Source organism: Sphingomonas sp. AP4-R1 (assembly GCF_013113735.1).
Classification (GTDB): domain Bacteria; phylum Pseudomonadota; class Alphaproteobacteria; order Sphingomonadales; family Sphingomonadaceae; genus Sphingomonas_I.
The window spans coordinates 956465-980254 of the sequence record NZ_CP053346.1 but is presented as its reverse complement, the minus strand read 5'-3'; the positions used below and the strand labels follow the sequence as shown (position 1 = coordinate 980254).

The window sequence follows — 23790 nt, the reverse complement described above, 5'->3', positions numbered from 1 at the left end:
TAAGGTGCCGGGGCAGGCGAAGGCCCGCCCCGGCGATAGGGAGTTAGATCTTGCCGACGAGGTCGAGCGAGGGAGCGAGCGTGGCTTCGCCCTCTTCCCACTTGGCCGGGCACACTTCGCCCGGGTGGCTGACCCAATACTGCAGCGCCTTGATCTTGCGGAGCAGCTCGGCCGCGTTGCGGCCCACGCCCTCCGGCGTGATCTCGACGAGCTGGACGACGCCCTCGGGGTCCACCACGAAGGTGCCGCGATCGGCCAGGCCCACGCCCGGACGCAGAACGTCGAAATTGTTCGAGATCACATGGTTCTGGTCGCCCAGCATGTAGTAGTTGATCTTGCCGATCGCCGGCGACGTGTCGTGCCAGGCCTTGTGGCTGAAATGCGTGTCGGTCGAGACCGAATAGACCTCGACGCCCATGCCCTGCAGCGTCGGATAGATGTCGGCCAGATCCTCAAGCTCCGTCGGGCAGACGAACGTGAAGTCGGCCGGATAGAAGAAGAAGACAGACCATTTGCCCTTCACGTCCGCGTCGGTGACGTCGACGAACTTGCCTTCCTTGTAGGCCGTCGCCGTGAACGGCTTGATAGGGGTGCTCATGATCGCCATCGGTATTTCCCTTGCTGTGAGTCGGTCTGACAGCGTCGATCTACGCATGTCGGCAGCAAAGAAGAAATTGGATAATCCGGCCACTACAATCGATTCGATCGATCAAGCGATCGATGACGGGGTCAAGCGCGGGGCGCGCGGACTCCGGCCATTTCGCGACGCTTCAGCTCGGCCTTGAGGCGCTCCGGCGCGGGGGCGACGAGGAAGCCGAAGCTCACCGTGCCGTGCTTGGTGTTCACCACATGATGCAGCCGGTGCGCCTGCACGATCCGCTTCATGTAGCGTGATCGCGGCACGAAGCGCCCCGGAAGGCGCTGGTGCACGATCCAGTCGTGGAAGCCGAAATAGATGGCGCCATAGGCGGCGATGCCCGCACCGATCCAGGTGCAGCCCGGCCACCAGCCCAGCTGCGCCCCGCCCAGGATCAGCACGAACGAGGGCACGGCGAAGATCGCCGCATACAGATCGTTCAGCTCCCACTTGCCGGTGCGGGGGCGATGGTGGCTCTCGTGCAGGAACCAGCCCGGCCCGTGCATCAGCCAGCGGTGCGCGGCATAGGCGAAGGCCTCCATCCCGGCGACGGTGAGGAAAAACAGAGCGAGTCCGATGGCCCAGTGCATCGCCGCTCCATAGACGTGTCATGCCGCAGTTGCGAGACGCGGCCTTGCGGCCTGCATGCCGCATATGCTTTAGGCGCGGAGCGCTTTTCCCCGGGGGACTCTACCCCCGCTTCCGCCCAGAAGGGGTCCCGCTCGATGAACATCCACGAATATCAGGCCAAGGAACTGCTTGCGAAGTTCGGCGTGGCGATTCCCGCCGGCTATGCGGCCATGACGGTCGATGAGGCGGTCGAGGCCGCCGGCAAGCTGCCCGGACCGCTCTATGTCGTGAAGTCGCAGATCCATGCCGGCGGCCGCGGCAAGGGCAAGTTCAAGGAACTGGCCCCCGAAGCCAAGGGCGGCGTCCGCCTCTCGAAGACGCTGGACGAGGTCCGCGCGAACGCGACCGACATGCTCGGCAACACGCTGGTGACGATCCAGACGGGTGAGGCCGGCAAGCAGGTCAACCGTCTGTACATCACGGACGGCGCGGACATCGCGAAGGAATATTATCTTTCGATGCTCGTCGATCGTGCCACCGGCCGCGTCGCGATGGTCGTCTCCACCGAGGGCGGCATGGACATCGAGACGGTCGCGCACGACACGCCGGAGCTGATCCGTACGATCACGATCGATCCGGCCGAGGGTTTCCAGCCGCATCACGGCCGCGCCGTGGCGTTCGCGCTGAAGCTCACGGGCGATCTCAACAAGCAGGCGGCCAAGGTCGCCAGCCAGCTCTATGACGCCTTCATGGCGACCGACATGGCCATGCTGGAGATCAACCCGCTGGTCGAGACGGTCGACGGCAAGCTGCTGGTGCTGGACGCGAAGGTTTCGTTCGATTCGAACAGCCTGTATCGCCACCCCGACATTCTCGCGCTGCGCGACGAGACGGAAGAGGATCCGGCCGAGGTCGAGGCGTCGAAGTACGACCTCGCCTACATCAAGCTCGACGGCAACATCGGCTGCATGGTCAACGGCGCCGGTCTCGCCATGGCGACGATGGACATCATCAAGCTCAACGGCGCCTTCCCGGCCAACTTCCTCGACGTGGGCGGCGGCGCCAACAAGGAGAAGGTGACGTCGGCGTTCAAGCTGATCCTGTCCGATCCGGCGGTCGAGGGCATCCTCGTCAACATCTTCGGCGGCATCATGCGCTGCGATATCATCGCGGAAGGCATCGTCGCCGCCGCGAAGGAAGTGAACCTCTCGGTGCCGCTCGTCGTGCGCCTTGAGGGCACGAACGTGCAGCAGGGCAAGGACATCCTCGCCAATAGCGGTCTGCCGATCGTGGCCGCCGACGATCTGGGCGACGCCGCCAAGAAGATCGTGGCGCAGGTGAAGAAGGCCGCCTGATCCGGTCCTGCGAAGGGCTGGTCTGCGGATCGGCCCTTCGCAAGTTCGCAAGTTCGCATTTGCAATCGCGGCGACGGCGGACAAACCGAACGGGCAGGCGACGGCGCGGCCCGACGTAAGACGCATAGGACAGTGTCTTTACGTATACGTCAATCCGCTGCTAAGTCGTGCGGACAGGACCGGGGCCGGCCATGGCTCAACCGGTTCGAGCGTCCGTTGGTAAGCGCGGAGGCCACGAGAGGAGACGAGCCATGAAGGTTCTGGTGCCCGTGAAGCGGGTGATCGATTATAATGTGAAGCCGCGGGTGAAGCTGGACGGCACGGGCGTCGATCTGGCGAACGTGAAGATGTCGATGAACCCGTTCGACGAGATTGCGGTCGAGGAAGCGATCCGCCTGAAGGAGAAGGGTGTCGCGACCGAGGTCGTGGCCGTCTCGGTCGGCCCGCAGAAGGCGCAGGACACGCTGCGCACCGCGCTGGCGATGGGCGCCGATCGCGCGATCCTGGTGCAGACGGACGACGAGGTCGAGCCGCTCGCCGTCGCCAAGATCCTGAAGGCGATCGCCACCGAGGAGGCTCCCGGCCTCGTGATCCTCGGCAAGCAGGCGATCGACGACGATTCGAACCAGACCGGCCAGATGCTGGCGGCGCTGCTCGGCTGGGGCCAGGGCACGTTCGCGTCGAAGGTCGAGGTGTCGGGCGAGAGCGTCGCCGTGACGCGCGAAGTGGATGGCGGCCTCGAGACGGTCAGCCTCAAGATCCCCGCGATCGTGACGACCGATCTGCGCCTCAACGAGCCGCGCTATGCGTCGCTGCCGAACATCATGAAGGCCAAGTCGAAGCCGATGGCCGTGAAGGCGCCCGCCGATCTGGGCGTGGACATCGCCCCGCGCCTGAAGACGCTGAAGGTGGCCGAGCCGCCGAAGCGTCAGGCGGGCATCAAGGTGGCCGACGTGGATGAACTCGTCGGCAAGCTGAAAGCTTTGGGAGTCGCCGCATGAGCGTCCTCGTCTGGGTCGAACAGGAAGCGGGCGCCGTGAAGGACGCCACGCTCTCCGCCGTCACCGCCGCCACCCAGCTCGGCGAGGTCCACCTGCTGGTCGCCGGTTCCGGCGTCGCCGGCGTGGCGGAGGCGGCCGCGAAGATCGCCGGCGTCGCCAAGGTCGTGGTGCTGGACGATGCCGCGTTCGAGCATGCGCTGGCGGAGAATGTCGCGCCGGCCGTGGTCGCGCTGATGGGCGGCCATGACGCGTTCGTGGCGCCCGCCACCTCCAACGGCAAGAATATCGCGCCGCGCGTGGCGGCCCTGCTCGACGTGATGCAGGTCAGCGACATCCTCTCGGTCGAGAGCGCCGATACGTTCACGCGCCCCATCTATGCGGGCAATGCGATCGCGACGGTGCAGTCGTCGGACGCGAAGAAGGTGATCACGGTGCGCGGCACCGCGTTCGAGAAGGCGGCCCGCGAGGGCGGCTCGGCCGCGATCGAGGCGGCGTCGGGTGCCGATGCGGGCCTGTCGAGCTTCGTCGGCGCCGAGATCGCCAAGTCGGAGCGTCCGGAACTGACGTCGGCCAGGGTGATCGTCTCGGGCGGCCGCGCGCTGGGCTCGGAGGAGCAGTTCCATGCGGTGATCGATCCGCTGGCGGACAAGCTCGGCGCGGGCGTCGGCGCGAGCCGGGCCGCAGTCGATGCGGGCTATGCGCCGAACGACTATCAGGTCGGCCAGACCGGCAAGATCGTGGCGCCGGACGTCTATGTCGCGGTCGGCATTTCGGGGGCGATCCAGCATCTCGCCGGCATGAAGGACAGCAAGACCATCGTCGCCATCAACAAGGACGAGGACGCCCCCATCTTCCAGGTCGCCGACATCGGCCTCGTCGGCGATCTCTTCCAGATCGTCCCCGAACTGACCTCTAAGCTTTGATTTAAACGGACGGGGCGGTCGCAGGATCGCCCCGTTTCGCGCTACAGCGCTCGACATCTCATCCGCAGCGGCTAGGTCCGCTCTCGCATGATGTCCTTCCTTCACACCGTCCAGATCACCCTGCTGGGCTGGATGCACCGCTATCACGACGCCGCGCTCTGGATCGAGCGCAATGGCCCGGCCAGCGACAAGCTGCTTCACATGAATGCAGGCCTGATCCTCTGGCTTGGCACCGTGCTGCTGCGCGGGCGCAGCTGGGGAGACAGGCGCAACCTGCTGCCCGTCATCATCCTGGAAACGCTGAACGAGGTCGCGGATTATCTCTTCCCGACCAAGTGGACGCTCTCGGGCACGATCGGCGATCTGTTCTGGACGTTCTTCTGGCCGTTCCTGCTGGTCTTCCTGATCGGCGGCAGCGGCGGCGGGCAAAGGAGGAGACGATGATCGCGAAGAATCTCCGCATCACCGGCAAGGTGCAGGGCGTCTTCTATCGCGCCTGGTTCATGGAGCAGGCACACGCGCTCGGCCTCGACGGCTGGGTCCGCAATCGCGCGGACGGCAGCGTGGAGGCGGTCGTCCGCGGCGCGCCCGAAATGATCGAGGCGATCGTGGCGCGGGCCCATGCGGGGCCGCCGGCCGCGCGCGTGACGGACGTCGCGGTGACGGATGACGAGAGCGGGGATGTGGTGCAGGGCTTCGAGAAGCGCCCGACCGTTTGAGGCGATGCCGTCCTAGCCCCCGTCATCCTGAACTTGTTTCAGGATCCACGGCCTGACATCGCCACTGGACGGTACGGTTGTGATCCCGGTCCATGGATGCTGAAACAAGTTCAGCATGACAGCGCGGGTTAAGGGCGGCCCGCGCAGGCCGCCCGTCACCTCACTTGGGCGCGATCACCATCAGCATCTGGCGGCCTTCGGTGCGCGGGAACTGCTCCACCTTGGCGATTTCCGCCGTGTCGGCCTGCACGCGCTGCAGCACCTGCATGCCGAGCTGAAGATGCGCCATCTCGCGGCCCCGGAAGCGCAGGGTGCATTTCACCTTGTCGCCTTCCTCGATGAACTCGAAGATCTTCTTCATCTTCGTGCCGTAATCATGGTCGTCGATGTTGGGACGCATCTTGATCTCTTTGATCTCCTGCGTCTTCTGGCTTTTGCGGGCGAGATTCGCCTTCTTCTGCGTCTCGTACTTGAACTTGCCGACGTCGAGGAACTTGGCGACGGGCGGATCGGCGTTGGGCGACACCTCAACCAGATCGAGACCGATCTCGTTGGCCTGCGCCATCGCCTCGCGCGTGTACATCACGCCCAGATTTTCGCCATTCTCGTCGATCACCCGAACCTTCTGGCTCTGGATGAACTCGTTGTAGCGCGGGCCGTTCAGCGGCATCGGCGGCTGGCCGAGCGGACGGCGCATCATGGGCGGTGGTATAACGCTTTCTCCTGTCGCGGCCCTATGCCGCATCGCGCGCATATACGCGCTGGGAGCGCGTTTTTAAAGATGGGCGGCGTCAGTCGAGTCGATCGAGCCGGATCGTGACGTCGGGCAGCAACAGTGCCGTGATTTCGTCCTGCCGCTCATACTCCTCGACATCACGATAGACGCCGTCCTGTGGATCGCGATGAACCCGGATCGTCTGCCGCACGGCATCGACGACCCAATAGTCGCGCACGCCGAAGCGGGCATAGAGTGGCGCCTTCACGCGGATATCATAGCCCAGCGATGTGTCGGCAACTTCGATCGCCAGCAGCAGATCGGGGCCGCGTAGTTCGCGCGACATCGATCCCGTCGCCAACACCAGATCGGGTTCGACCAGGGTATTGGGCGACAGCGTGATCGAGGCTTCAACGAACAGGCGCACATCGGCGGTCGTAGCCAATACGAGCGCGCGTGTAAGTTTCGACTTCATCAGTTCGTGCCAGCTTGCTTTGGCAGCCGCCATCGGCACGATCTCCCCGTCGATCAGCTCGAAATCGTCGCCCTCGCCCAGCACCCCCGATTCGGTGAGCGCATAGACTTCGTCCACGGTGAGCCGAGCGGGGATCAATCCCTTCCGGACGTTCTGGAAGACGGTCATGCCATCCTCCTATCACGCCCGGAGGGTTTCAGCCATTGGCGGCCACCAGATCGGGCGGGGTCGCCTCGGCGGAAAGCAGCGCGATCGCCTCGTCCAGCGTCACCACCTGCTGGCCTTCCTTGCCCAGGCGGCGGATGGCGACGGTGCCTTCCTCCGCCTCGCGCCGGCCGACCACCAGCAGGGCCGGCACGCGCGCCAGGCTGTGCTCGCGCACCTTGTAGTTGATCTTCTCGTTGCGGAGGTCGCCTTCCACGCGCAGCCCCGCCGCGCGCAGCTTGGCGATCGCGGCGTGGGCATAATCATCCGCGTCGGACACGATCGTCGCCACCACCGCCTGCACGGGCGAAAGCCACATCGGCATGCGGCCGGCATGATGCTCGATCAGGATGCCCAGGAAGCGCTCGAACGTGCCGAGGATCGCGCGGTGGAGCATGATCGGCCGGTGGCGCGCGCCATCCTCGCCGATGAAGCTCGCGTCCAGTCGTTCGGGCAGCACCGTGTCGGTCTGCAGCGTGCCGCACTGCCACGTCCGACCGATCGCGTCGGTCAGGTGAAACTCCAGCTTCGGCGCATAGAAGGCGCCTTCGCCGGGAAGCTCCTCCCAGCCGAACGCCTCGGTGGCGCGGCCCGTCGCGGCGACGGCGTCGCGCAGGCTCTGCTCGGCCCAATCCCACATCTCTTCGCTGCCGAAGCGCTTCTCCGGGCGCAGCGCCAGCTTGATCGCATACTGATCGAAGCCGAGATCCTTGTAGATCACGTCGAGCAGGTCGCAGAAGCGCGTCACCTCGTCCACCAGCTGGTCGGGCCGGATGAAGATGTGCGCGTCGTCCTGCGTGAACTGGCGCACCCGCATGATGCCGTGGAGCGCGCCATGCGCCTCGTTGCGGTGGCAGCAGCCGAATTCGGCCATGCGGATCGGCAGGTCGCGATAGCTCTTGATGCCCTGCTTGAAGATCAGCACGTGCGCCGGGCAGTTCATCGGCTTCAGCGCCATCAGGTCGCCTTCGCCCGTCAGGACGGGGCCTTCCTCCTCGGTGTTGGGCACCTCGTCGGGCACGACGAACATGTTTTCGCGATATTTGCCCCAGTGGCCGCTCTGCTCCCACTGGTGCGCGTCCATCAGCTGCGGCGTCTTCACCTCGGCATAGTCGGCGGCATCCAGCCGGCGGCGCATATAGGCCTCCAGCACGCGCCACATCACGAAGCCCTTGGGATGCCAGAACACGCTGCCCTGCGCCTCCGGCTGGAGGTGGAACAGGTCCATCTCCTGGCCGATGCGGCGATGGTCGCGCTTGGCGGCCTCTTCCAGTCGCGTCAGGTGCGCGTCGAGCTGCTTCTTGGTGAGCCAGCCCGTGCCGTAGATGCGCGAGAGCATCGCGTTCTTCTGGTCGCCGCGCCAATAAGCGCCGGAGACGCGCGTGAGCTTGAAGGCGTTGGGGTCCAGCTTGCCCGTCGAGGCCAGATGCGGCCCGCGGCACATGTCGAGGAATTCGCCCGCGCGATAGACGGTCAGCTCCTCGCCCTCGGGCAGCTCGCCCGCCCATTCGGCCTTGAACGTCTCGCCCTGACGCTTCCACAATGCGATCAGATCGTCACGATCCCACACTTCGCGAACGAGCTTCTCGTCCTTCGCGATGATCTTGCGCATCTCGGCCTCGATCGCGGGCAGATCCTCCTCGGTGAAGGCGCGATCCTTGGGCGCGAAATCATAATAGAAGCCATCGTCCGTGGACGGGCCGAACGTGATCTGCGTGCCGGGGAAAAGGTTCTGCACCGCCTCGGCCAGCACATGCGCATAATCGTGGCGGGCGAGATCGAGCGCGTCGGCCTCGTCCTTCGCCGTCACCAGCGCGAGGCTGGCGTCGGCCTCCAGCGGGCGCATGATGTCGCGCAGCTCGCCGTCGACACGCGCGGCGATCGCCGCCTTGGCGAGGCCCGGCCCGATCGCAGCCGCGATGTCGGCCGGAGTGGTGCCGACCGCGACTTCGCGGACGGAGCCATCGGGCAGACTGATCTTCAGCATCGCGGACATGGTTTCACTCGGGCTGGAAAGGAAAGGAAGCCAGCGCTTAGGCGGGCCTGTGCGATATAGGCAAGCGCGGAGGCGCCTCAAAGGTCCGCCGCGAGCGTCATCGCGACACCGGATCCGGGCCGCGCGTTGCCCGCCACGCGAAAGCGGCCTTCGACGGCGAGGCTCAGCACATGATCGGCGACGGGCAGGCGGGCAACGGCGCGCGGGCCGATATCGAGCCGCGCGGCACCCGGCTGGGCGGCGCCCCAGAGCCCGCCGCCGAGGCCGATCGCGACGGGGCCGATCGTCGCGGGCCGCTCGATCCTGATCGCGCCGTCGGCGAACCGGTCGCGCTGCCGCGCGCCCACGATGCCGGCCTGCGCATAGGCATCCAGCAGCAAGCCCGGGCCGAGCGCCCGATAGACTCCCCCGGCAGCATAAGCCGACCAGGCGGAGCGGCCGGCGGAGTCGAACCGCTGGCGCCGCTCGACCGAGACGCGCAGCGCGCGGTTCGCGAGCGGGCGCCAATCGATGCCCAGAGCGGCCTCGGCGCCCTTCGCCGCGAGCGGCGCGTAAACGCGGGCGGCGGCCGCGACATGGCCATGCCCGTCGATCGGAACGGCGATCCGGATGGCGGCCTGGCTCCCGCCCAGCGCGCTGCCCGCAGCCAGCGCCCGCCCGCTGCCGGGGCGGATGAAGAGATAGGCCTGCGCCTCGATGCGGTCTCGCGACGCCGGGCGTGGCGCAGGCGGGGAGGGCGGCGCGGGGCTCTCGCCGGGTTCGATACGAGGCGGCGTGCTTCCGGGCTCTTCGACCGGAGGCGCGTCGATCCGCACCACGGAAGGGGCGGAAGGAGAGGGTAGGAACCCGTGGATCGTCCGGATGGCCGGCCTGGCCATGAGAGGGCCCCGTTTGCTTCTCCGGCTCGCCTCACGGCCGGGGGGCAACGCCAGAACGGGCACGCGCGGCGGCGCGCGTCGTCGCGATCGCTCGCCGCCTTCGCTGTCGGCCATCCGCTCCGCCTCTCCGGCCAGCGGCGTTTCCGTCGGCCACAGCATCGCGGCCCGCGCCAGCGCCCAGCCGCCGATCACGATCAGCAGGAATCGCCCCTGGCGGCCCTTCATTCGCCGACCCTCTCGGGAAAGCGATGGCGCGTCTTGTCCCATATGGGCGTCGTGCCCGGCACGTAATGCAGCACCGCCCGCCACGCCGCCGCGATCTCGATGATGTTGGCGATGAACACGCGCGGGATCGCGCACAGCCCCTCGCGCCAGCCATAGGCCTTCGTTACGAACAGGGCGCGCATCGCGAGCCGCCAGACGAGCAGCGCGCCTGTCAGCGTCAGGATGGGCTCCAGCGCGTCCGGCCAGTCCGGGCGGATCCCGGCGATCCGGCAGACGATCGAGAGAAGGAGCGCACCGTAAGCGACTGCCAGCACCAGCGCGGCGATCGGTGCCCGCCTGTCGCGCAGCCGCATCCAGCGCTCGGTAACGCCGCCGTCCCAGCGCAGCCTGTCCCATCCTGCCAGCGCGATGCCGATGATCCAGCGCGTCTTCTGGCGGACGGCCGCCTCGATCGTTTCCGGGAAATGGGCCCGCACCGCCACCAGCCCCTTTCCCGGCGCCACGGGCATCGCGATGAATGCGCTCCGCCCGCCCATCGCGCGCACGCGCAGGCCGAGCTCATAATCCTCGGTCAGGCTGTCGGCGGAGAAAGGCAGGCCGCCGCCTTGCTCGGCGATCCGCGCCATCATCGCGCGCTGGATCGCGCAGCCCACCCCGGCGGAGGGCACCGCCGCGCCCACCGCCTCGCGCAGGACCAGGCTTTTCTGGTGCGATTCGGCGAACTCGTCCGCATAGGTGGCCGAAATCGTCCAGGCCCAGCGACTCTCGTTCGCGAGCAGCGGCAGCACGGGAATCTGGACGAGATCGAAGCGTTCGATCATCCGGTCGTAGAGGTCCAGTTCGTGCGGGTGGATCACGTCCTCGGCGTCGTGCAGCACGATCGCCTTGAAGCGGCGGCCCGATGCCCGCTCGTCGGCCAGCATCGACTGCCAGATGCGGTTCAGGCATTCGGCCTTGGTGGTCGGCCCCGGCAGCACGCCGCCTACCCTGCGGATCCGCGCATCGCCGACACCCAGCACGGCGCGCTCCGTCTCCGGATCATTGGGATAGGTGCCGACATAGATCCGATAATCGCCGTGCCGGATCCCGGCCAGCGCCGCTCGCAGCATCGCGCCGATGACGGCGGATTCGGACCAGGCGCCGATAAAGATGGCGATGGCGCCGGGCTCCTCCGGGGGCGGCAGCGTCGCCATCGTCATGCGCGCGTGGCGGCGATAGACGGTCGCGCGCCGCCACAGGCTGCGGCCGATCCACAGCCCATCCACGGCGAGATCGTCCAGCCCGCCGACGGCGAGGCCGATCGCCGCGAACAGCCCCAGTTCGCGCGTCAGCGCGGCGAGCAGCCACGCCGCGGCCTGCGCCGCGCTCTCGATCGCCCCCAATCGATCGCCCCCCTGTCCCCGGGGTGGAGCGTAGGTCGCGGATGGTCGGGCGCAAGCGGGAATCGCGGATTGCCGGGCCCGCTTCCGCAGGTTAGCCCGGGCCGATGGCGACCAAGACGCTCCTTTCCACGACCTCCGCCTTTTTCCGGATGGAGGCGGCCGGGGGCATCCTGCTGATCGCGGCGGCCGCGCTGGCCCTGATCGTGGCCAATTCGCCTTATGCGTCCGAATATCAGGAGGCGCTGCACGCGCATATCGGGCCGCTCAGCGTCGCCCACTGGATCAACGATGCACTGATGGCGCTCTTCTTCCTGCTGGTGGGGCTGGAGGTGAAGCGCGAAGTGCTGGAAGGCTCGCTCAGCGATGCCGGAGCGCGCGTGCTGCCGGTGATCGTCGCGGCTGCGGGCATGATCGTCCCCGCGATCGTCTATCTCCTGTTCGCCGCGCGCGATCCGGCGCTGGCGCGCGGTTGGGCGATCCCGGCGGCGACCGATATCGCCTTCGCCCAGGCGATCCTGCTGCTGGCGGGCCCGCGCGTGCCGCCCGCGCTCCGCCTGTTCCTTACCACCGTGGCCGTGGTGGACGATATCGGCGCGGTGCTGATCATCGCCTTCGGCTATACGGCGGCGGTCGATGGCGTGATGCTGGCCGCCGCCGCCGCGATCCTCGCCGTGATGCTCCTGCTCAACCGGCGCGGCGTGGATCGGCTGTGGCCCTATGCCGTGCTGGCGGCCCTGCTCTGGGTCGCCATCTATCGCTCGGGCGTCCACGCCACCGTGGCCGGCGTGCTGGCGGCGCTGACGATTCCGCTGCGGGGCCATGGCGGCTCGGCACCGCTGCACGATCTGGAACACCGGCTGCACCCCTGGGTCGCCTTCGGGGTGGTGCCGATGTTCGGTTTCGCCAATGCGGGCGTCTCGCTGGCGGGGCTTGGGCTCGGCGCGCTGGCGGCACCGTTGCCGCTGGCGATCGCGGCGGGGCTGTTCCTCGGCAAGCAGGCGGGGATCGGCCTCGGCACCTTCGCCTGCCTGCATTTCCGGCTGGCGCCCCGGCCGGAGGGTGCGAGCGGGCTCCAGCTTTACGGCGCGGCGATACTGGGCGGCATCGGCTTCACGATGAGCCTGTTCGTCGGCGGCCTCGCTTTTGGCGACGGGCCGATGTTGGCGGAGGTGAAGCTGGGCGTGCTGGCCGGATCGCTGCTGTCCGCGATCGTGGGTTATGGGGTGCTGCGCTTCGCCCGGCCGCATCCCGCCGAGATTGTTTAGGGTTGCGCCTTGCGGCCCCTCGAAATGCGATCTTCCTCGCATTTCCAGACAGGCTCTGAGTGCGCCTCTGGCGCGGCACTTGCCAGCCCGCCCCCTCTCGACCATATGCCCGCACGGGAGTCGGGCGGACGGTGCCGTCGCCAACCCGGTCAGGTCCGGAAGGAAGCAGCCGCAACGATTTCGTATCGGGTCGTTCCGGCTCCCACCGCTTTCAGGCAAAGCTCAGCGTATCGCGCCGGTCCTTCTGCGAAACAGGAGCCCGGAGCGTCAGGCGAAACGCCTGCGGCCCCGGACCCCATCTTCGCCGAAATCCCGCCTCAGGCCGGGGCGAGCCGCCTGCGATGGCGCCGCGCACCCGCGCCGATCAGGCCGAAGCCCAGCACCAGTTCCGCCCAGGTCGCGGGCTCCGGCACGCCCGATGCGAAGGCGCGATAGGCGTCCGCCGTGCTGAAGCTGTAGCTGGCCTGATCGCGCACGTTGGCGGCCAGATCCCAGCCGATCGCGTCCATCGCGGCCAGATCGAGCCCGCTGATCGAACCGCTCTGACCTCGGCAGAGATAGGGGTTCATGATCCCCAGGAAATTGCTGCAGGCGGCATCGCGCGTCGACTGGTCGGCGGGCTGCAGCCAGTGCGACGCCTGATTCCCGTCGCCGTTGAACGATCCGAGCGAGAAGGCGCCCGTGCCGTAGACGGCGGTCTGTCCGTCGACGGAGAAGATCTTGCGGCCATCGCTGGTCGACCAGTCGAGCAGGCCTGCTTCGTTATAGCGGAAGAGATCGAGCGTGTTGCCCAGCGCGAAATCTTCGAGATTGGAGCTGCCATCGTCGGTCAGCAGGCCCAGTTCCAGCGCCTGCGCGTAGGTGATGGGCAGATTGTCCGGGTCGATGATCGGGCTGTTGGGGCCCGACACGATGTCGTAAGTATCCACTCCGCTGACAAAGCCCAGCGCATGGCCGATCTCGTGGATGGCGACGGCGATGAAATCGGAGCTTCCGGTCGTGATCCCGTCGGTCGGATCGAAATCGAATGCGAAATCGGTGCTGAAGATGATCGTGCCGTCGGGATTGCTGTCGATCGGCGCGCCGAAGGCGTCCTGTGTGATGCCCAGCGCCCTCAGATTGGCGGTGTTGACCTCCAGCGCGAAATTGTTCGCCGAGCCGTCATTGTCGAAGCGCTGGCTGGCGTCCGTATAGCCGGACCGCGTGGCGGGATCGGCGAAGTTGTTGACGACCATGGAGACGCTGCCGTCCGGGCCTTGCGGCGTCGGCAGATGCGCCACCGCGCTCTGGTCGAGCAGGGATGTCCGGTCGGCGGCCAGCGCGCCATAGACGTCCGCGAGATAGGCGATCTGCGAATTGCTGCCCGTCTGGCCGAGGATGTTGCTGCCCAGACTCTCGAAGCCGATGTTCAGATTGATGGTCACATTGTCGGTCAGCACCGAGGACCAGAATTTGGTGGCGATGTCGAAGCCCTGTCGGGCCAGCGTCCCCTGTCCGGCGCCTCCGACATCGTTGAGGTTGAAGGTCACCGCCTGCGCGGGCTGCGTCGTGGCAGCGGCGAAGGCGATCACGGACGCAACAAGAAGCCGGATACGGGCGCGCACCATACTCTTACCCCCTCTTTGAATCTGTCGGCGATGTTTCCAGTTTGTTAATTGTTCATTAACGATACTGAACGAATGCTGCGGCGCGTCAAGGTGGATCCGCCCGCTATCGACGGAAAAATGCGCGGTCGCGGATATCGCCCTGTCCGGAAGGGACGCGCGCCGGGGAATGACGCGCCGCGTCGGAGGCGCTAGGCTGTGCCCATGTCCGACTCCCCACCCGTCTATCGTGTCCTCGCGCGCAAATATCGGCCGCAGCGCTTTACGGAGCTGATCGGGCAGGATGCGATGGTGCAGACGCTGGGCAATGCGATCCGCCGCGATCGTCTCGCCCATGCCTTCCTGCTCACCGGCGTGCGCGGTGTCGGCAAGACCTCCACGGCGCGCCTGATCGCCAAGGCGCTCAACTGCATCGGGCCGGACGGGCAGGGCGGCCCCACGATCGATCCCTGTGGGCAGTGCGAGCCCTGCGTCGCCATCGCCGAGGGCCGCCACATCGACGTGGTGGAGATGGACGCCGCCAGCCATACCGGCGTGGACGACGTGCGCGAGATCATCGAGGCGGTGCGCTACGCGGCCGTCTCGGCGCGCTACAAGGTCTACATCATCGACGAAGTCCACATGCTCTCGAAGAATGCGTTCAACGCGCTTCTGAAAACGCTGGAGGAGCCGCCGGCGCATGTGAAATTCCTGTTCGCCACCACGGAGGTGAACAAGGTGCCGGTCACGGTGCTGTCGCGCTGCCAGCGCTTCGATCTGCGCCGCATTCCGGCCGACAGCCTCGCCGCCCATTTCGCGAAGGTCGCCACGGAGGAGGGCGTCGAGGTCGAGCCCGAGGCGCTGGCCTTGGTGGCGCGCGCGGCCGAAGGCTCGGCGCGCGACGGCCTCTCGATCCTCGATCAGGCGATCGCGCACGGCGCGGCTGGTGGCGGCGTCACCGCCGCGCAGGTGCGCGACATGCTCGGCCTGTCCGATCGCGGCGCGATCCGGCGGCTGTTCGGGCAATTGCTGGCGGGCGACGTGCCGGGCGTGCTGGGCTCGGTCGCGCAGCAGCATGCGCTGGGCGTGGAGCCCGCCGCGATGCTCAAGGGCCTGCTGGAAACCGTCCACGGCGTCACCCGCGCCAAGGTGGGCGGGGCCGACGATCCCGCGCTGTCGGTGGAAGAGCGCGAGGCGTTCGCCGATTGGGCGAGCCGGATGGGTTTCGCCACGCTCCATCGCCTGTGGCAATTGCTGCTCAAGGGCCATGGCGAGGTGCAGACGGCGGTGCTGCCGCGCGAGGCGGCCGAGATGGCCCTGCTCCGCGTCGTTCACGCCAGCCAGCTGCCCGATCCGCAGGATCTGGCGAAGCGCCTCCGTTCGGGCGAGGTATCGGCCCTGGTCCCAGGCTCCAGCCCGCCTCCCGCAGCAGCGAGCGCGCCGGTCGCCGCCGCCGCGCCCGTCGCCGTCCAGCGCGAGGAGCCGCCGCAGCCGCCCGCTCTGCCCGATAGCCCGCAGGCCTTGTTCGATCTGATGGACCAGAGCCCGGTCCCCACCGCGAAGACATGGGCGGTCACGATCCGCCGGCTGCGCTTCATCCGCTTCGCCGCGCCCGAATTGCTGGTGGCGGCGGGTTCCGGCCTCAAGGCGGAGGATGTCCGCCCACTGCAGGATTGCCTCCGCAAGGCGCGGCCCGGCGTCGTCTGGTCGATCACGGTGGCGGACGGCATCGGCAAGCCCTCGCTCGACGATGAGGACAGGGCCCGTGAAAATGCGGCGCGCGATGCCATCTTGGCAGCGCCGGTCGTGGCCGCCGCTTTCGCCGCCTTTCCCGATGCGGAGCTGATCGGCTACGCGCCCGACGAATCCAGGAGTATGTCGCGATGAAGGATCTGAACGAACTGATGGCCGCCGCGCAGGCGATGGCCGGCAATATCCAGTCGCAGATGGCCGATGCCCAGGCCGGGCTCGACAAGATCGAGGTGGAGGGCGTCGCCGGCGGCGGTCTCGTCAAGATCCGCGCCACCGCCAAGGGCCGCATCATCGGCGTCGCGATCGACGATTCGCTGATGGTCCTGTCCGAAAAGCAGATGCTGGAGGATCTGATCGCCGCCGCGCTGAACGACGCGCGCGGCAAGGCGGATGCCGCCGGCAACGAGGAAATGGGCAAGATGACGGCGGGCCTGCCGCTGCCGCCGGGCTTCAAGCTGCCGTTCTGATCCCTCTCTTTTCCCGTTTGTGCTGAGCCTGTCGGGGCCTGTCCTGAGCGACTGCCGCAGGCGGGCAGTCGAAGGGCACTGTCCTTCTTCTCCGTCGGCGCGGAAGAAGGACTGCCCTTCGACAAGCTCAGGGCAAACGGGGGTTTGGTTTCACCCGCTGGACGGTGAAACAATCGCGCGTTAACCCCGTCACCATCCTTTGCAGGCAGACGTTCGGGGGAAAATGCGCGTCGCCTATCTCGTGAACCGGTATCCGGCCGTCAGCCACAGCTTCATCCGCCGCGAGATTGCGGGCGTGGAGGCGGCGGGGGTCGATGTCCTGCGCTTCTCGATCCGCCCGCCCGATGCGTCGCTGCCCGATGCTGCCGATCGCGCCGAGCTGGATCGCACCACCGTCATCCTCGGTCAGCCCAAATCGGCCTTGCTGTGCGCGGCGGCGAAGATGGCGCTCGCCAGGCCCGGTCGCTTTCTCGGCGCGCTAAAGGCCGCGATCGCGATGGGGCAGGGGCGTCCCAAGATCGCGCTGCGTCACCTGATCTATCTGGTCGAGGCCTGCTGGCTCGCGCGTGCTCTGGCAGGCGTCGATCGGCTCCACGCCCATTTCGGCACCAATCCCGCCGCCGTCGCCCGGCTCGTCCATCTCCTGTCGGGCATTCCCTACAGTTTCACGGTCCATGGGCCGGAGGAGTTCGATGCGCCCGGTGCGCTCGATCTGCCCGCCAAGATCGTGGATGCCGCCCAGGTGGTCGCGATCAGCGATTTCGGCCGGAGCCAGCTGATGCGCTGGACGAAGCCCGCCCAGTGGCAAAAGCTGAACGTCGTCCGCTGCGGCATCGACGAGGGCTTCGCTTCGGCGCCACCTGCGCCACCCGTCTCCGCCGCCGAGCTGTGCTGCGTCGCCCGCCTGAGCGCGCAGAAGGGCCTGCCTCTGCTGATCGAGGCCGCCGCCGCATTGCGGGCGCGGGGTGTCCCCTTCCACCTGACTTTGGTGGGCGACGGCGAGATGCGGAAAGAGATCGAAGCCGCCATCGCCGATCACGGCCTTGGCGAGATTATCGCGATCACCGGCTATCTCGATGCGGCGGGCGTCCGCGCGCGCCTGCTCGCGTCCCGCGCGATGGTGCTGCCCAGCTTCGCGGAAGGCCTGCCGGTCGTCATCATGGAGGCGCTCGCGCTCCGCGTGCCCGTCGTCACCACCGCCATCGCGGGCGTGCCCGAACTGGTGGATGCCAGCTGCGGCTGGGTCGTCCCCGCCGGATCGATCGAGGCCCTGTGTGATGCGATGGCCGCAGCCCTCGCCGCCGATCCGGCCGATCTGCGCGCGATGGGGGAGGTAGGCCGCGCCCGCGTTCTCGCCCGCCACGACGCGCGCGCCAATGGCGCCGCGATGGCGGAGCTGTTCCGCGCATGATGATCCTCGGGTTCCTTGCTGCGATCCTGTGCGTGCCCCTGATCGTCACGGACGGGGTGTTCCTGATCGAGGTGCTGTTGGGCCTGCGCGGCAACGACACGGGCGGCCTTGCCCGCCCCACCGGATCGATCGCCCTGATCGTGCCCGCGCATAACGAGCAAAGCGTGGTTCGCGCCTCGGTGGAGAAGATGATCGCCGAATCGCCCGCTGGCACGCGCGTCCTCGTCGTCGCGCACAATTGCAGCGATGCCACCGCCGAGCAGGCGCGTGCGGGCGGCGCCGAGGTCCATGTGCTGAATGAGCCCGATCGGCGCGGGAAGGGCTATGCGCTGGCGGGTGGCAAGGCGGCTCTGATGGCGGCACCTCCCGCCACCGTGATCGTCGTCGATGCCGATTGCACGCCCGCCGCCGGCGCCATCGCGCGGCTGGCCGCGACCTCGGAGAAATATGGCCGCGCCGTGCAGGCCAGCTATCTGTTCGCGCCGCGCCGCGATGGCGGCCCGATCGTGCAGATCTCCAATTTCGCGATGCTCGTGAAGAATCTGGTGCGCCAGCGCGGCGGCCGCCGCATCGGCGCGCCCGCTCTGCTCACCGGCTCCGGCATGGCCTTTCCGTGGCCGCTTTATGCGTCGCTCGATCTGGCGACGGGCAATATCGTCGAGGATCTGGCGCTCGGCGTCGATCTCGTCCGCCGCAGCCAGCCGCCGGTGTTCGAGCCGCGTGCGACCATCTGGTCCAATCCCTCCAGCGAGCAGGGCACCGGCACGCAGCGCGCGCGCTGGGAGGGCGGCTTCCTCGCCACCGCGCGCGGCTTCGGCCTGCCTCTGCTGCTGCGCGGCCTCGCCCGGCTCGACTGGCAGATGCTGTGGATGGGCCTGCACCTGCTCACCGCCCCGCTCACCCTGTTGCTGATGCTGAACGGTGCGGCCGTGCTGCTGTGGCTGCTGCTCTGGCTGATCGGCGCGGCGCCTTTGGCGGCGCCGGTCGCGATGATCGGGCTGGCCGGGCTGGTGGTGATGGCGGTGCTGGCCGCCTGGGCCGCCGCCGGCCGCGCGATGCTCTCCGCTTCGACGCTCATCCGCCTGCCGCTCTACATGGGCTGGAAGCTCGCCCTCTACGCGAAGATCGTGCGCGGGAAAGAAACTCCAGACTGGATTCGCACCGAGCGCGTCGACTGAGTGATTCCTTGAGACGGCTCAGCTCTGCTGAACCGTGGCCGCTCCCCCGGCCTCCCAAGCAGAGTATCCTAGATGGGAGGCCGGGTGGGGGAGCGGGCTGGTGCGGCACCGCGCCGTCAGGCGCATCAAAGGGCTCTTCCTAACCTGCAAGAAGCAAGCCGAATTGCCGTTCGCCGCCCGAACGGGTAACGCGGAGCGATGAACGAGATGTCTCTCACGGCCTCCGCGCCCCACGTGCCCGATCAGGCATCGGGGCTCGCGATCGTTTCGATCGCCAAGGCTTATGACAAGCGCCAGGTGCTTCATGACGTGAGTCTGGAGGTCGCGCGCGGCGAAGTGGTCGGCCTGCTCGGCCCGAACGGCGCCGGCAAAACGACCTGTTTCTATTCCGTCATGGGCCTCGTGAAGCCCGATGCGGGCCGTATCCTGCTCGACGGCAACGATGTCACCGGCCTGCCCATGTATCGCCGCGCGATCCTGGGCCTCGGCTATCTGCCGCAGGAAACCTCGATCTTCCGGGGGCTGTCGGTCGCTCAGAACATCATGTCCGTGCTGGAAGTGTCCGAGCCGGACAAGGCCGTGCGCGCCGAGCGGCTCGAATCGCTGCTGGGCGAATTCCATCTGGAGCGGTTGCGCGATGCGCCCGCCACCGCGCTGTCGGGCGGCGAGCGTCGCCGCTGCGAGATCGCGCGCAGCCTCGCCGCCGATCCCTCGATCATGCTGCTGGACGAGCCGTTCGCCGGCATCGATCCCATCTCGATCAGCGACATTCGCGATCTGGTGAAGGATCTGAAGCGGCGCGACATCGGCGTGCTGATCACCGATCATAACGTGCGCGAGACGCTCGACATCGTCGATCGCGCCTGCATCATCTATGATGGCCGCGTCCTCTTCCAGGGCAGCCCGGCCGATCTCGTCGCGAACGAGGATGTGCGCCGCCTGTATCTGGGCGAGAGCTTCGAGCTATAGCAGTGGCACCGGCCTCCTCAGGAACCCAGTTCGTCCTGAGCGAAGTCGAAGGACGTGCTGCAAGCGATGTCCTGTGTAGCCGTGCTTCGACTTCGCTCAGCACGAACGATTGATTGCGGCCCGCTGAAGCCATGAGCCTCGCCCCGCGCCTCGACCTGCGGCAATCCCAGTCGCTGGTGATGACGCCGCAGCTGCAGCAGGCGATCAAGCTGCTGGCGCTCTCCAATCTCGAGATCGAGGCGTTCATCGCCGAGGAGATCGAGAAGAACCCGCTGCTGACCGGCGGCCCGGAGGAGGGCGAGGCGCCCGCGCCCGATCCGGACGGCGAATGGGCCGGGGACGCGGCCGGGGATCTTGGCGGCGATCTCCCCGATGATCCTCCCACCGCCGATCGGCTGGTGGTGGCGGGCGATGCGGACGCCGATGCCCCGCTCGACGTCGATTATGGCGAGGAAACCTTCCACCACGACAGCGCGATCGATGCGGGCGGGCAGAGCGGCGGCTCCCTCTCCGACGAGGGCTTCGATTTCGACACGGTCGCAGCCACCGCGCTCTCGCTCCACGATCACCTCGCCGCGCAGGCGGGCGAGCGGCTGGACGGGATCGCCCTGCTGATCGCGCACCGCCTGATCGATGCGATCGACGATGCCGGTTACCTGACCGAGCCGCTCGACGATCTGGCGGCGCAGCTCGGGCTGGAACTGTCGCAGGTGCAGCCGGTGCTGGCCGTGATCCAGAGCTTCGATCCGTCAGGCGTCGGCGCCCGCAATCTGGCCGAATGCCTCGCCATTCAGGCGCGCGAGGTGGATCGCTACGATCCCGCCATGGCGGCCCTGCTCGATCATCTCGATCTGCTCGCGCGCGGCCAGCTCGCCCAGCTGCGCCGCATCTGCATGGTGGATGAGGAAGATCTGTCGGACATGATCCGGGAGCTTCGCAATTACGATCCGAAGCCCGGCCTGAAATTTGGCGGCGAGCCCGCCACCCCCGTCTCCCCCGATGTGTTCGTCGGGCGGCTTCGCGGCGGCTGGCAGATCGAGCTGAACAGCGCCACCCTGCCGCGCGTGCTGGTCGATCGGCGCTATCATGCCGAGCTGAGCGCGGGCGCCGCCAATCGCCAGTCCAAGGCATGGGTCGCGGATTGCCTCGCCAGCGCCAACTGGCTGGTGAAGGCGCTGGATCAGCGCGCGCGCACGATCATGAAGGTCACGACCGAGATCGTGAAGCAGCAGGAGGGCTTCTTCCTGCAGGGCGTCAGCCACCTGAAGCCGCTCACGCTGAGGACGGTGGCGGATGCGATCGGCATGCACGAATCCACCGTCAGCCGCGTCACCTCGAACAAATATCTCTCGTGCGAGCGCGGATTCTACGAGCTCAAATATTTCTTCACGAGCGGTGTCGCCGGCACGGACGGGGGCGATGCCGTCTCGGCCGAGGCGGTGAAGAGCCAGATCGCCAGGCTCATCGCCGAGGAAGGCGACGATATCCTGTCCGACGACAAGCTGGTCGAGCTGTTGAACGCCAAGGGCTTCGGCCTCGCGCGGCGCACGGTGGCCAAATATCGCGAGGCGATCGGGCTGGGCTCGTCGGTGCAGCGTCGCCGGGCGAGGGCGCTGGCGCGTTAGTCTGATCCGCTCACGCGGATGGCGGCACCGGCCCGCTCCCCCTCCCGACCTCCCACAGAGTATCCTGATTGGGAGGTGGGGTGGGGGAGCGGGCCGGTGCCGCCCGGTTCGGCTTTGCCGAACCGCTCAACATGTCAGCATCGCAACATCGCATCGCCATCGAACTATCCGTGCAAGACGACTCGCACAGAGAGGTCATGCTGCGGCGATGGGTCGCATAGCTGGAGTGGATCGGATGCGTAAATTTCTCACGGGCGCGGCGCTGGGCGTCCTGATGGCGGGCGCCGCGGTCGCGCAGAATGCCGGCGACGGCGCGGGCATGATGCCGCCGCCCCCGCCGCCGGGCGGCATGGAAGGCCACCGGCCGATGCGGGAACCGCTGAAGCGCGCGGACGTGCCGGCGATGGTCGCCCAGCATTTCGCGATGCTGGATCTCAACAAGGATGGCGTGTTCGACGATGCTGATCGCGTCGCGATGGTCGCCAAGCGCCGCGCCGACCGCGAGGCCGATATGAAGGCGGATCGCGATCGGATGTTCGCGATGCTGGATACGAACAAGGACGGATCGATCTCGCGCGCCGAATTCGATGCGCCGCCGCCGCCCCCGCCGGGCGAGCGTGGCCCGCGCGGTCCCGAGGGGCGCGGCGGTCCGGATGGTCCTGACGGTCGCGACGGACCTGGCGGACCCGGTGGTCCCGATCATATGCGCGGCCCCGGACCGGATGGTCCCGGCGAAGGCCCCGGTCGGATGGGCCGCATGGGCATGCGTGGCCATGGCGGCCCCGGCTTCGGCATGATGGGCGGCGGCCGCATGCTGGAAAAGGCTGATGCGAACCACGATGGCAAGGTCACGCTGGCCGAGGCGCAGAAGGCCGCGCTCGCCGCGTTCGACAAGGCCGACGTCAATCATGACGGCGTGATCGATCGGGACGAGATGATCGTCGCGATGCAGCACCGGATGCACGGCGACGGCCCGGACGGCGATCGTCGCCACGGGGGGCCGGAGGGAAAGTGATCCCGGAGGCGTCGCTCCTTCCCCAGCGGAGGAGCGGCGCCGGCCGTCTGCGGAAGGCGGGGCGGATGGTCAAGGTGCTCGAATAAAGCCCATCGTCATCTCGGACTTGTTCCGGGATCCACCGAGCGGCAAATTCGACGCCGCTGATCCAGCCGCACCGTGTATCCCGGAACAAGTCCGGGATGACGTTAGGGCTAATCAGTCCCGCCTTACTCGCCCCGCAGCGCCGTCTCCGCCTCCGCGATATAATCGCGCGTGATCGGCAGCGCGGTGCGATCGCGCACATATTGCAGCTGATAATTCACCATCTGCCCGTTGAAGAATCCGGTCATCGATCCGGCGAGGTAGAATTCCCACATCCGGTAGAAGCGTGGATCGTACATCGCCTCGATCTCGGCCTTCGCGGCCTGTGTGCGGCGCAGCCACCGCTCCAGCGTATGGCCATAATGGTGGCGCAGCGTCTCCACGTCGGTGGTGATCAGCCGCACCGCCTCGGTCGCCTCGGCGATTTCGGAAAGCGTCGGGATATAGCCGCCGGGGAAGATATATTTGACCGTCCATGGATCGGTCGGGCGGCGCGCGCCCATCCGGCCGATCGTGTGCAGCAGCATCACGCCGTCATCGGCCAGAAGCTTGCGACAGCGGGCGAAGAACTGGCGGAAATGGCCGGGCCCGACATGCTCGAACATGCCGACTGAGACGATCCGGTCATATTTGCCCGTCATCGCGCGATAGTCGATCAGCTCGAACTTCACCTTGTCCGCCACGCCCGCCGCCTCGGCCCGCTGGCGCGCGACGATCAATTGCTCTTCGGACAGGGTGATGCCCAGCACTTCGGCGCCGGTCTTTTCGTGGATGTAGAGCGCGAGCCCGCCCCAGCCGCAGCCGATCTCCAGCACGCGCAGGCCCGGCCGATCGAGCTTCAGCTTGGCGGCGATATGCGCCTTCTTGTCGATCTGCGCCTGTTCCAGGCTGTTGCCCGGATCGGTGAAATAGGCGCAGCTATATTGGCGGTCGACATCGAGGAAGAGATCGTAGAGCCGCGCCGACAGATCATAATGGTGGGCCACGTTGCGCCGGGCGCGGCGCTCGTAATTCCAGGTCCGCAGCCAGCCGCCGAGATCGTGGCCGGGCATCCGCACCTTGCGCTCCAGCTTGGCGCGGTCGCCGCGTTTCTCCCAGCGATTGTTCCAGGTGACCAGATCGATCAGGGCGTGGATGTCGCCCCGCTCCATGATCAGGCGCCCATCCATATAGGCCTCGCCCGCGCCGAGCGAGGGGGCGGAAACGATCCGTTCGGGCGTGGTGCGATCGGTGAAGCGCACCGCCACCAATTCCCGTCCCGGCACGGGCTCGCCATAGCGATAGACCCTGCCCTTATAGTCGGTAACCTGAAGCTCGCCCTTGCGGATCAGCTTCTTGAACGCACGATCGAATAGCCACAT

The 23790-nt window shown here is 67.4% G+C and carries 22 protein-coding genes and 1 other RNA gene; 14 read left to right on the top strand and 9 right to left on the bottom strand.

Annotation, left to right across the window (positions count from 1 at the left end; translation table 11 throughout):
* Positions 1–43 precede the first annotated feature (43 nt).
* Together ahpC and HL653_RS04740 are read right to left on the bottom strand one after the other, a co-directional pair.
* A complete protein-coding gene (ahpC, locus tag HL653_RS04745; protein WP_171743501.1) occupies positions 44–607 on the bottom strand; it encodes an alkyl hydroperoxide reductase subunit C in 564 nt (187 codons plus the stop codon).
* Between the two features lie 122 nt (positions 608–729).
* Complete coding sequence (locus tag HL653_RS04740; protein WP_171743500.1) at positions 730–1227, bottom strand: sterol desaturase family protein; 498 nt, start codon at positions 1225–1227, stop codon at positions 730–732.
* A gap of 135 nt (positions 1228–1362) precedes the next feature.
* On the opposite strand from HL653_RS04740, the gene sucC reads away from it, so the two are divergent.
* From sucC to HL653_RS04715, 5 genes are all read left to right on the top strand, one after another.
* Positions 1363–2562 carry an ADP-forming succinate--CoA ligase subunit beta gene (gene sucC, locus HL653_RS04735; protein WP_171743499.1) on the top strand — a complete coding sequence of 400 codons (1200 nt, stop codon included), beginning with the start codon at positions 1363–1365 and terminating at the stop codon, positions 2560–2562.
* Between the two features lie 251 nt (positions 2563–2813).
* On the top strand, positions 2814–3563 hold the full coding sequence (locus HL653_RS04730) for an electron transfer flavoprotein subunit beta/FixA family protein (RefSeq protein ID WP_171743498.1): 750 nt from the start codon (positions 2814–2816) through the stop codon (positions 3561–3563).
* Positions 3560–4486, top strand: coding sequence for an electron transfer flavoprotein subunit alpha/FixB family protein (locus HL653_RS04725; protein WP_171743497.1), 927 nt, complete (start codon positions 3560–3562; stop codon positions 4484–4486). Before HL653_RS04730 ends, HL653_RS04725 begins: the two co-directional genes overlap by 4 nt.
* Positions 4487–4573: 87 nt before the next feature.
* Positions 4574–4930, top strand: a complete 357-nt coding sequence (locus HL653_RS04720) for a hypothetical protein (RefSeq protein ID WP_171743496.1) — start codon at positions 4574–4576, stop codon at positions 4928–4930.
* Entirely contained in the window at positions 4927–5205 is a 279-nt protein-coding gene (locus HL653_RS04715; protein WP_171743495.1) for an acylphosphatase, read from the top strand. Before HL653_RS04720 ends, HL653_RS04715 begins: the two co-directional genes overlap by 4 nt.
* Positions 5206–5365: 160 nt before the next feature.
* Here HL653_RS04715 and infC read toward each other — a convergent pair whose 3' ends face one another.
* The 5 genes from infC to HL653_RS04690 all read right to left on the bottom strand — a co-directional run bounded on the left by infC (position 5366) and on the right by HL653_RS04690 (position 11080).
* The gene (gene infC, locus HL653_RS04710) at positions 5366–5905 is read right to left on the bottom strand and encodes a translation initiation factor IF-3 (RefSeq protein ID WP_171743494.1); all 540 of its coding nucleotides are present in this window, start codon (positions 5903–5905) and stop codon (positions 5366–5368) included.
* Positions 5906–5996: 91 nt separating this feature from the next.
* Positions 5997–6563, bottom strand: a complete 567-nt coding sequence (locus HL653_RS04705) for a Uma2 family endonuclease (RefSeq protein ID WP_171743493.1) — start codon at positions 6561–6563, stop codon at positions 5997–5999.
* A gap of 28 nt (positions 6564–6591) precedes the next feature.
* Complete coding sequence (thrS, locus tag HL653_RS04700) at positions 6592–8595, bottom strand: threonine--tRNA ligase (RefSeq protein WP_171743492.1); 2004 nt, start codon at positions 8593–8595, stop codon at positions 6592–6594.
* Between the two features lie 77 nt (positions 8596–8672).
* A complete protein-coding gene (locus HL653_RS04695; protein WP_171743491.1) occupies positions 8673–9698 on the bottom strand; it encodes a hypothetical protein in 1026 nt (341 codons plus the stop codon).
* Positions 9695–11080 carry a glycosyl transferase family protein gene (locus HL653_RS04690; RefSeq protein ID WP_253717538.1) on the bottom strand — a complete coding sequence of 462 codons (1386 nt, stop codon included), beginning with the start codon at positions 11078–11080 and terminating at the stop codon, positions 9695–9697. Before HL653_RS04690 ends, HL653_RS04695 begins: the two co-directional genes overlap by 4 nt.
* A gap of 104 nt (positions 11081–11184) precedes the next feature.
* On the opposite strand from HL653_RS04690, the gene nhaA reads away from it, so the two are divergent.
* Positions 11185–12345, top strand: a complete 1161-nt coding sequence (nhaA, locus tag HL653_RS04685) for a Na+/H+ antiporter NhaA (RefSeq protein WP_171743490.1) — start codon at positions 11185–11187, stop codon at positions 12343–12345.
* A 112-nt stretch (positions 12346–12457) separates the two neighbouring features.
* An RNA gene (gene ffs / locus HL653_RS04680) (signal recognition particle sRNA small type) lies at positions 12458–12555 on the top strand.
* 107 nt (positions 12556–12662) lie between these two features.
* Here the strand turns inward: ffs and HL653_RS04675 are convergent.
* A complete protein-coding gene (locus tag HL653_RS04675) occupies positions 12663–13952 on the bottom strand; it encodes an NF038122 family metalloprotease (RefSeq protein WP_171743489.1) in 1290 nt (429 codons plus the stop codon).
* Between the two features lie 201 nt (positions 13953–14153).
* On the opposite strand from HL653_RS04675, the gene HL653_RS04670 reads away from it, so the two are divergent.
* From HL653_RS04670 to HL653_RS04640, 7 genes are all read left to right on the top strand, one after another.
* On the top strand, positions 14154–15815 hold the full coding sequence (locus HL653_RS04670; protein WP_171743488.1) for a DNA polymerase III subunit gamma/tau: 1662 nt from the start codon (positions 14154–14156) through the stop codon (positions 15813–15815).
* Positions 15812–16147: a YbaB/EbfC family nucleoid-associated protein gene (locus HL653_RS04665; RefSeq protein ID WP_171743487.1), complete on the top strand. Its 336-nt coding sequence runs from the start codon at positions 15812–15814 to the stop codon at positions 16145–16147. Before HL653_RS04670 ends, HL653_RS04665 begins: the two co-directional genes overlap by 4 nt.
* Positions 16148–16370: 223 nt before the next feature.
* Positions 16371–17558: a glycosyltransferase family 4 protein gene (locus HL653_RS04660; protein WP_171743486.1), complete on the top strand. Its 1188-nt coding sequence runs from the start codon at positions 16371–16373 to the stop codon at positions 17556–17558.
* Positions 17555–18736 (top strand): glycosyltransferase family 2 protein, encoded by a 1182-nt coding sequence (locus tag HL653_RS04655; protein ID WP_171743485.1) that lies wholly within the window; start codon positions 17555–17557, stop codon positions 18734–18736. Before HL653_RS04660 ends, HL653_RS04655 begins: the two co-directional genes overlap by 4 nt.
* Positions 18737–18934: 198 nt before the next feature.
* Positions 18935–19705 carry an LPS export ABC transporter ATP-binding protein gene (lptB, locus tag HL653_RS04650; protein ID WP_171743484.1) on the top strand — a complete coding sequence of 257 codons (771 nt, stop codon included), beginning with the start codon at positions 18935–18937 and terminating at the stop codon, positions 19703–19705.
* Positions 19706–19836: 131 nt separating this feature from the next.
* Positions 19837–21330, top strand: a complete 1494-nt coding sequence (rpoN, locus tag HL653_RS04645) for an RNA polymerase factor sigma-54 (protein ID WP_171743483.1) — start codon at positions 19837–19839, stop codon at positions 21328–21330.
* A 235-nt stretch (positions 21331–21565) separates the two neighbouring features.
* Complete coding sequence (locus HL653_RS04640) at positions 21566–22345, top strand: EF-hand domain-containing protein (protein WP_216599951.1); 780 nt, start codon at positions 21566–21568, stop codon at positions 22343–22345.
* A 209-nt stretch (positions 22346–22554) separates the two neighbouring features.
* Here the strand turns inward: HL653_RS04640 and HL653_RS04635 are convergent, their stop codons facing one another.
* Positions 22555–23790: a cyclopropane-fatty-acyl-phospholipid synthase family protein gene (locus HL653_RS04635; protein ID WP_171743481.1), complete on the bottom strand. Its 1236-nt coding sequence runs from the start codon at positions 23788–23790 to the stop codon at positions 22555–22557.

Coding starts and splice junctions, on each gene's coding strand:
- HL653_RS04665 (WP_171743487.1), top strand. CDS start 15,812: ATGAAGGATCTGAACGAACTGATGGCCGCCGCGCAGGCGATGGCCGGC.
- HL653_RS04740 (WP_171743500.1), bottom strand. CDS start 1,227: ATGCACTGGGCCATCGGACTCGCTCTGTTTTTCCTCACCGTCGCCGGG.
- thrS (WP_171743492.1), bottom strand. CDS start 8,595: ATGTCCGCGATGCTGAAGATCAGTCTGCCCGATGGCTCCGTCCGCGAA.
- ahpC (WP_171743501.1), bottom strand. CDS start 607: ATGGCGATCATGAGCACCCCTATCAAGCCGTTCACGGCGACGGCCTAC.
- nhaA (WP_171743490.1), top strand. CDS start 11,185: ATGGCGACCAAGACGCTCCTTTCCACGACCTCCGCCTTTTTCCGGATG.
- HL653_RS04705 (WP_171743493.1), bottom strand. CDS start 6,563: ATGACCGTCTTCCAGAACGTCCGGAAGGGATTGATCCCCGCTCGGCTC.
- HL653_RS04660 (WP_171743486.1), top strand. CDS start 16,371: ATGCGCGTCGCCTATCTCGTGAACCGGTATCCGGCCGTCAGCCACAGC.
- sucC (WP_171743499.1), top strand. CDS start 1,363: ATGAACATCCACGAATATCAGGCCAAGGAACTGCTTGCGAAGTTCGGC.
- HL653_RS04725 (WP_171743497.1), top strand. CDS start 3,560: ATGAGCGTCCTCGTCTGGGTCGAACAGGAAGCGGGCGCCGTGAAGGAC.
- lptB (WP_171743484.1), top strand. CDS start 18,935: ATGAACGAGATGTCTCTCACGGCCTCCGCGCCCCACGTGCCCGATCAG.
- HL653_RS04640 (WP_216599951.1), top strand. CDS start 21,566: ATGCGTAAATTTCTCACGGGCGCGGCGCTGGGCGTCCTGATGGCGGGC.
- HL653_RS04695 (WP_171743491.1), bottom strand. CDS start 9,698: ATGAAGGGCCGCCAGGGGCGATTCCTGCTGATCGTGATCGGCGGCTGG.
- HL653_RS04720 (WP_171743496.1), top strand. CDS start 4,574: ATGATGTCCTTCCTTCACACCGTCCAGATCACCCTGCTGGGCTGGATG.
- HL653_RS04635 (WP_171743481.1), bottom strand. CDS start 23,790: ATGTGGCTATTCGATCGTGCGTTCAAGAAGCTGATCCGCAAGGGCGAG.
- HL653_RS04655 (WP_171743485.1), top strand. CDS start 17,555: ATGATGATCCTCGGGTTCCTTGCTGCGATCCTGTGCGTGCCCCTGATC.
- HL653_RS04730 (WP_171743498.1), top strand. CDS start 2,814: ATGAAGGTTCTGGTGCCCGTGAAGCGGGTGATCGATTATAATGTGAAG.
- rpoN (WP_171743483.1), top strand. CDS start 19,837: ATGAGCCTCGCCCCGCGCCTCGACCTGCGGCAATCCCAGTCGCTGGTG.
- HL653_RS04670 (WP_171743488.1), top strand. CDS start 14,154: ATGTCCGACTCCCCACCCGTCTATCGTGTCCTCGCGCGCAAATATCGG.
- HL653_RS04715 (WP_171743495.1), top strand. CDS start 4,927: ATGATCGCGAAGAATCTCCGCATCACCGGCAAGGTGCAGGGCGTCTTC.
- HL653_RS04675 (WP_171743489.1), bottom strand. CDS start 13,952: ATGGTGCGCGCCCGTATCCGGCTTCTTGTTGCGTCCGTGATCGCCTTC.
- infC (WP_171743494.1), bottom strand. CDS start 5,905: ATGATGCGCCGTCCGCTCGGCCAGCCGCCGATGCCGCTGAACGGCCCG.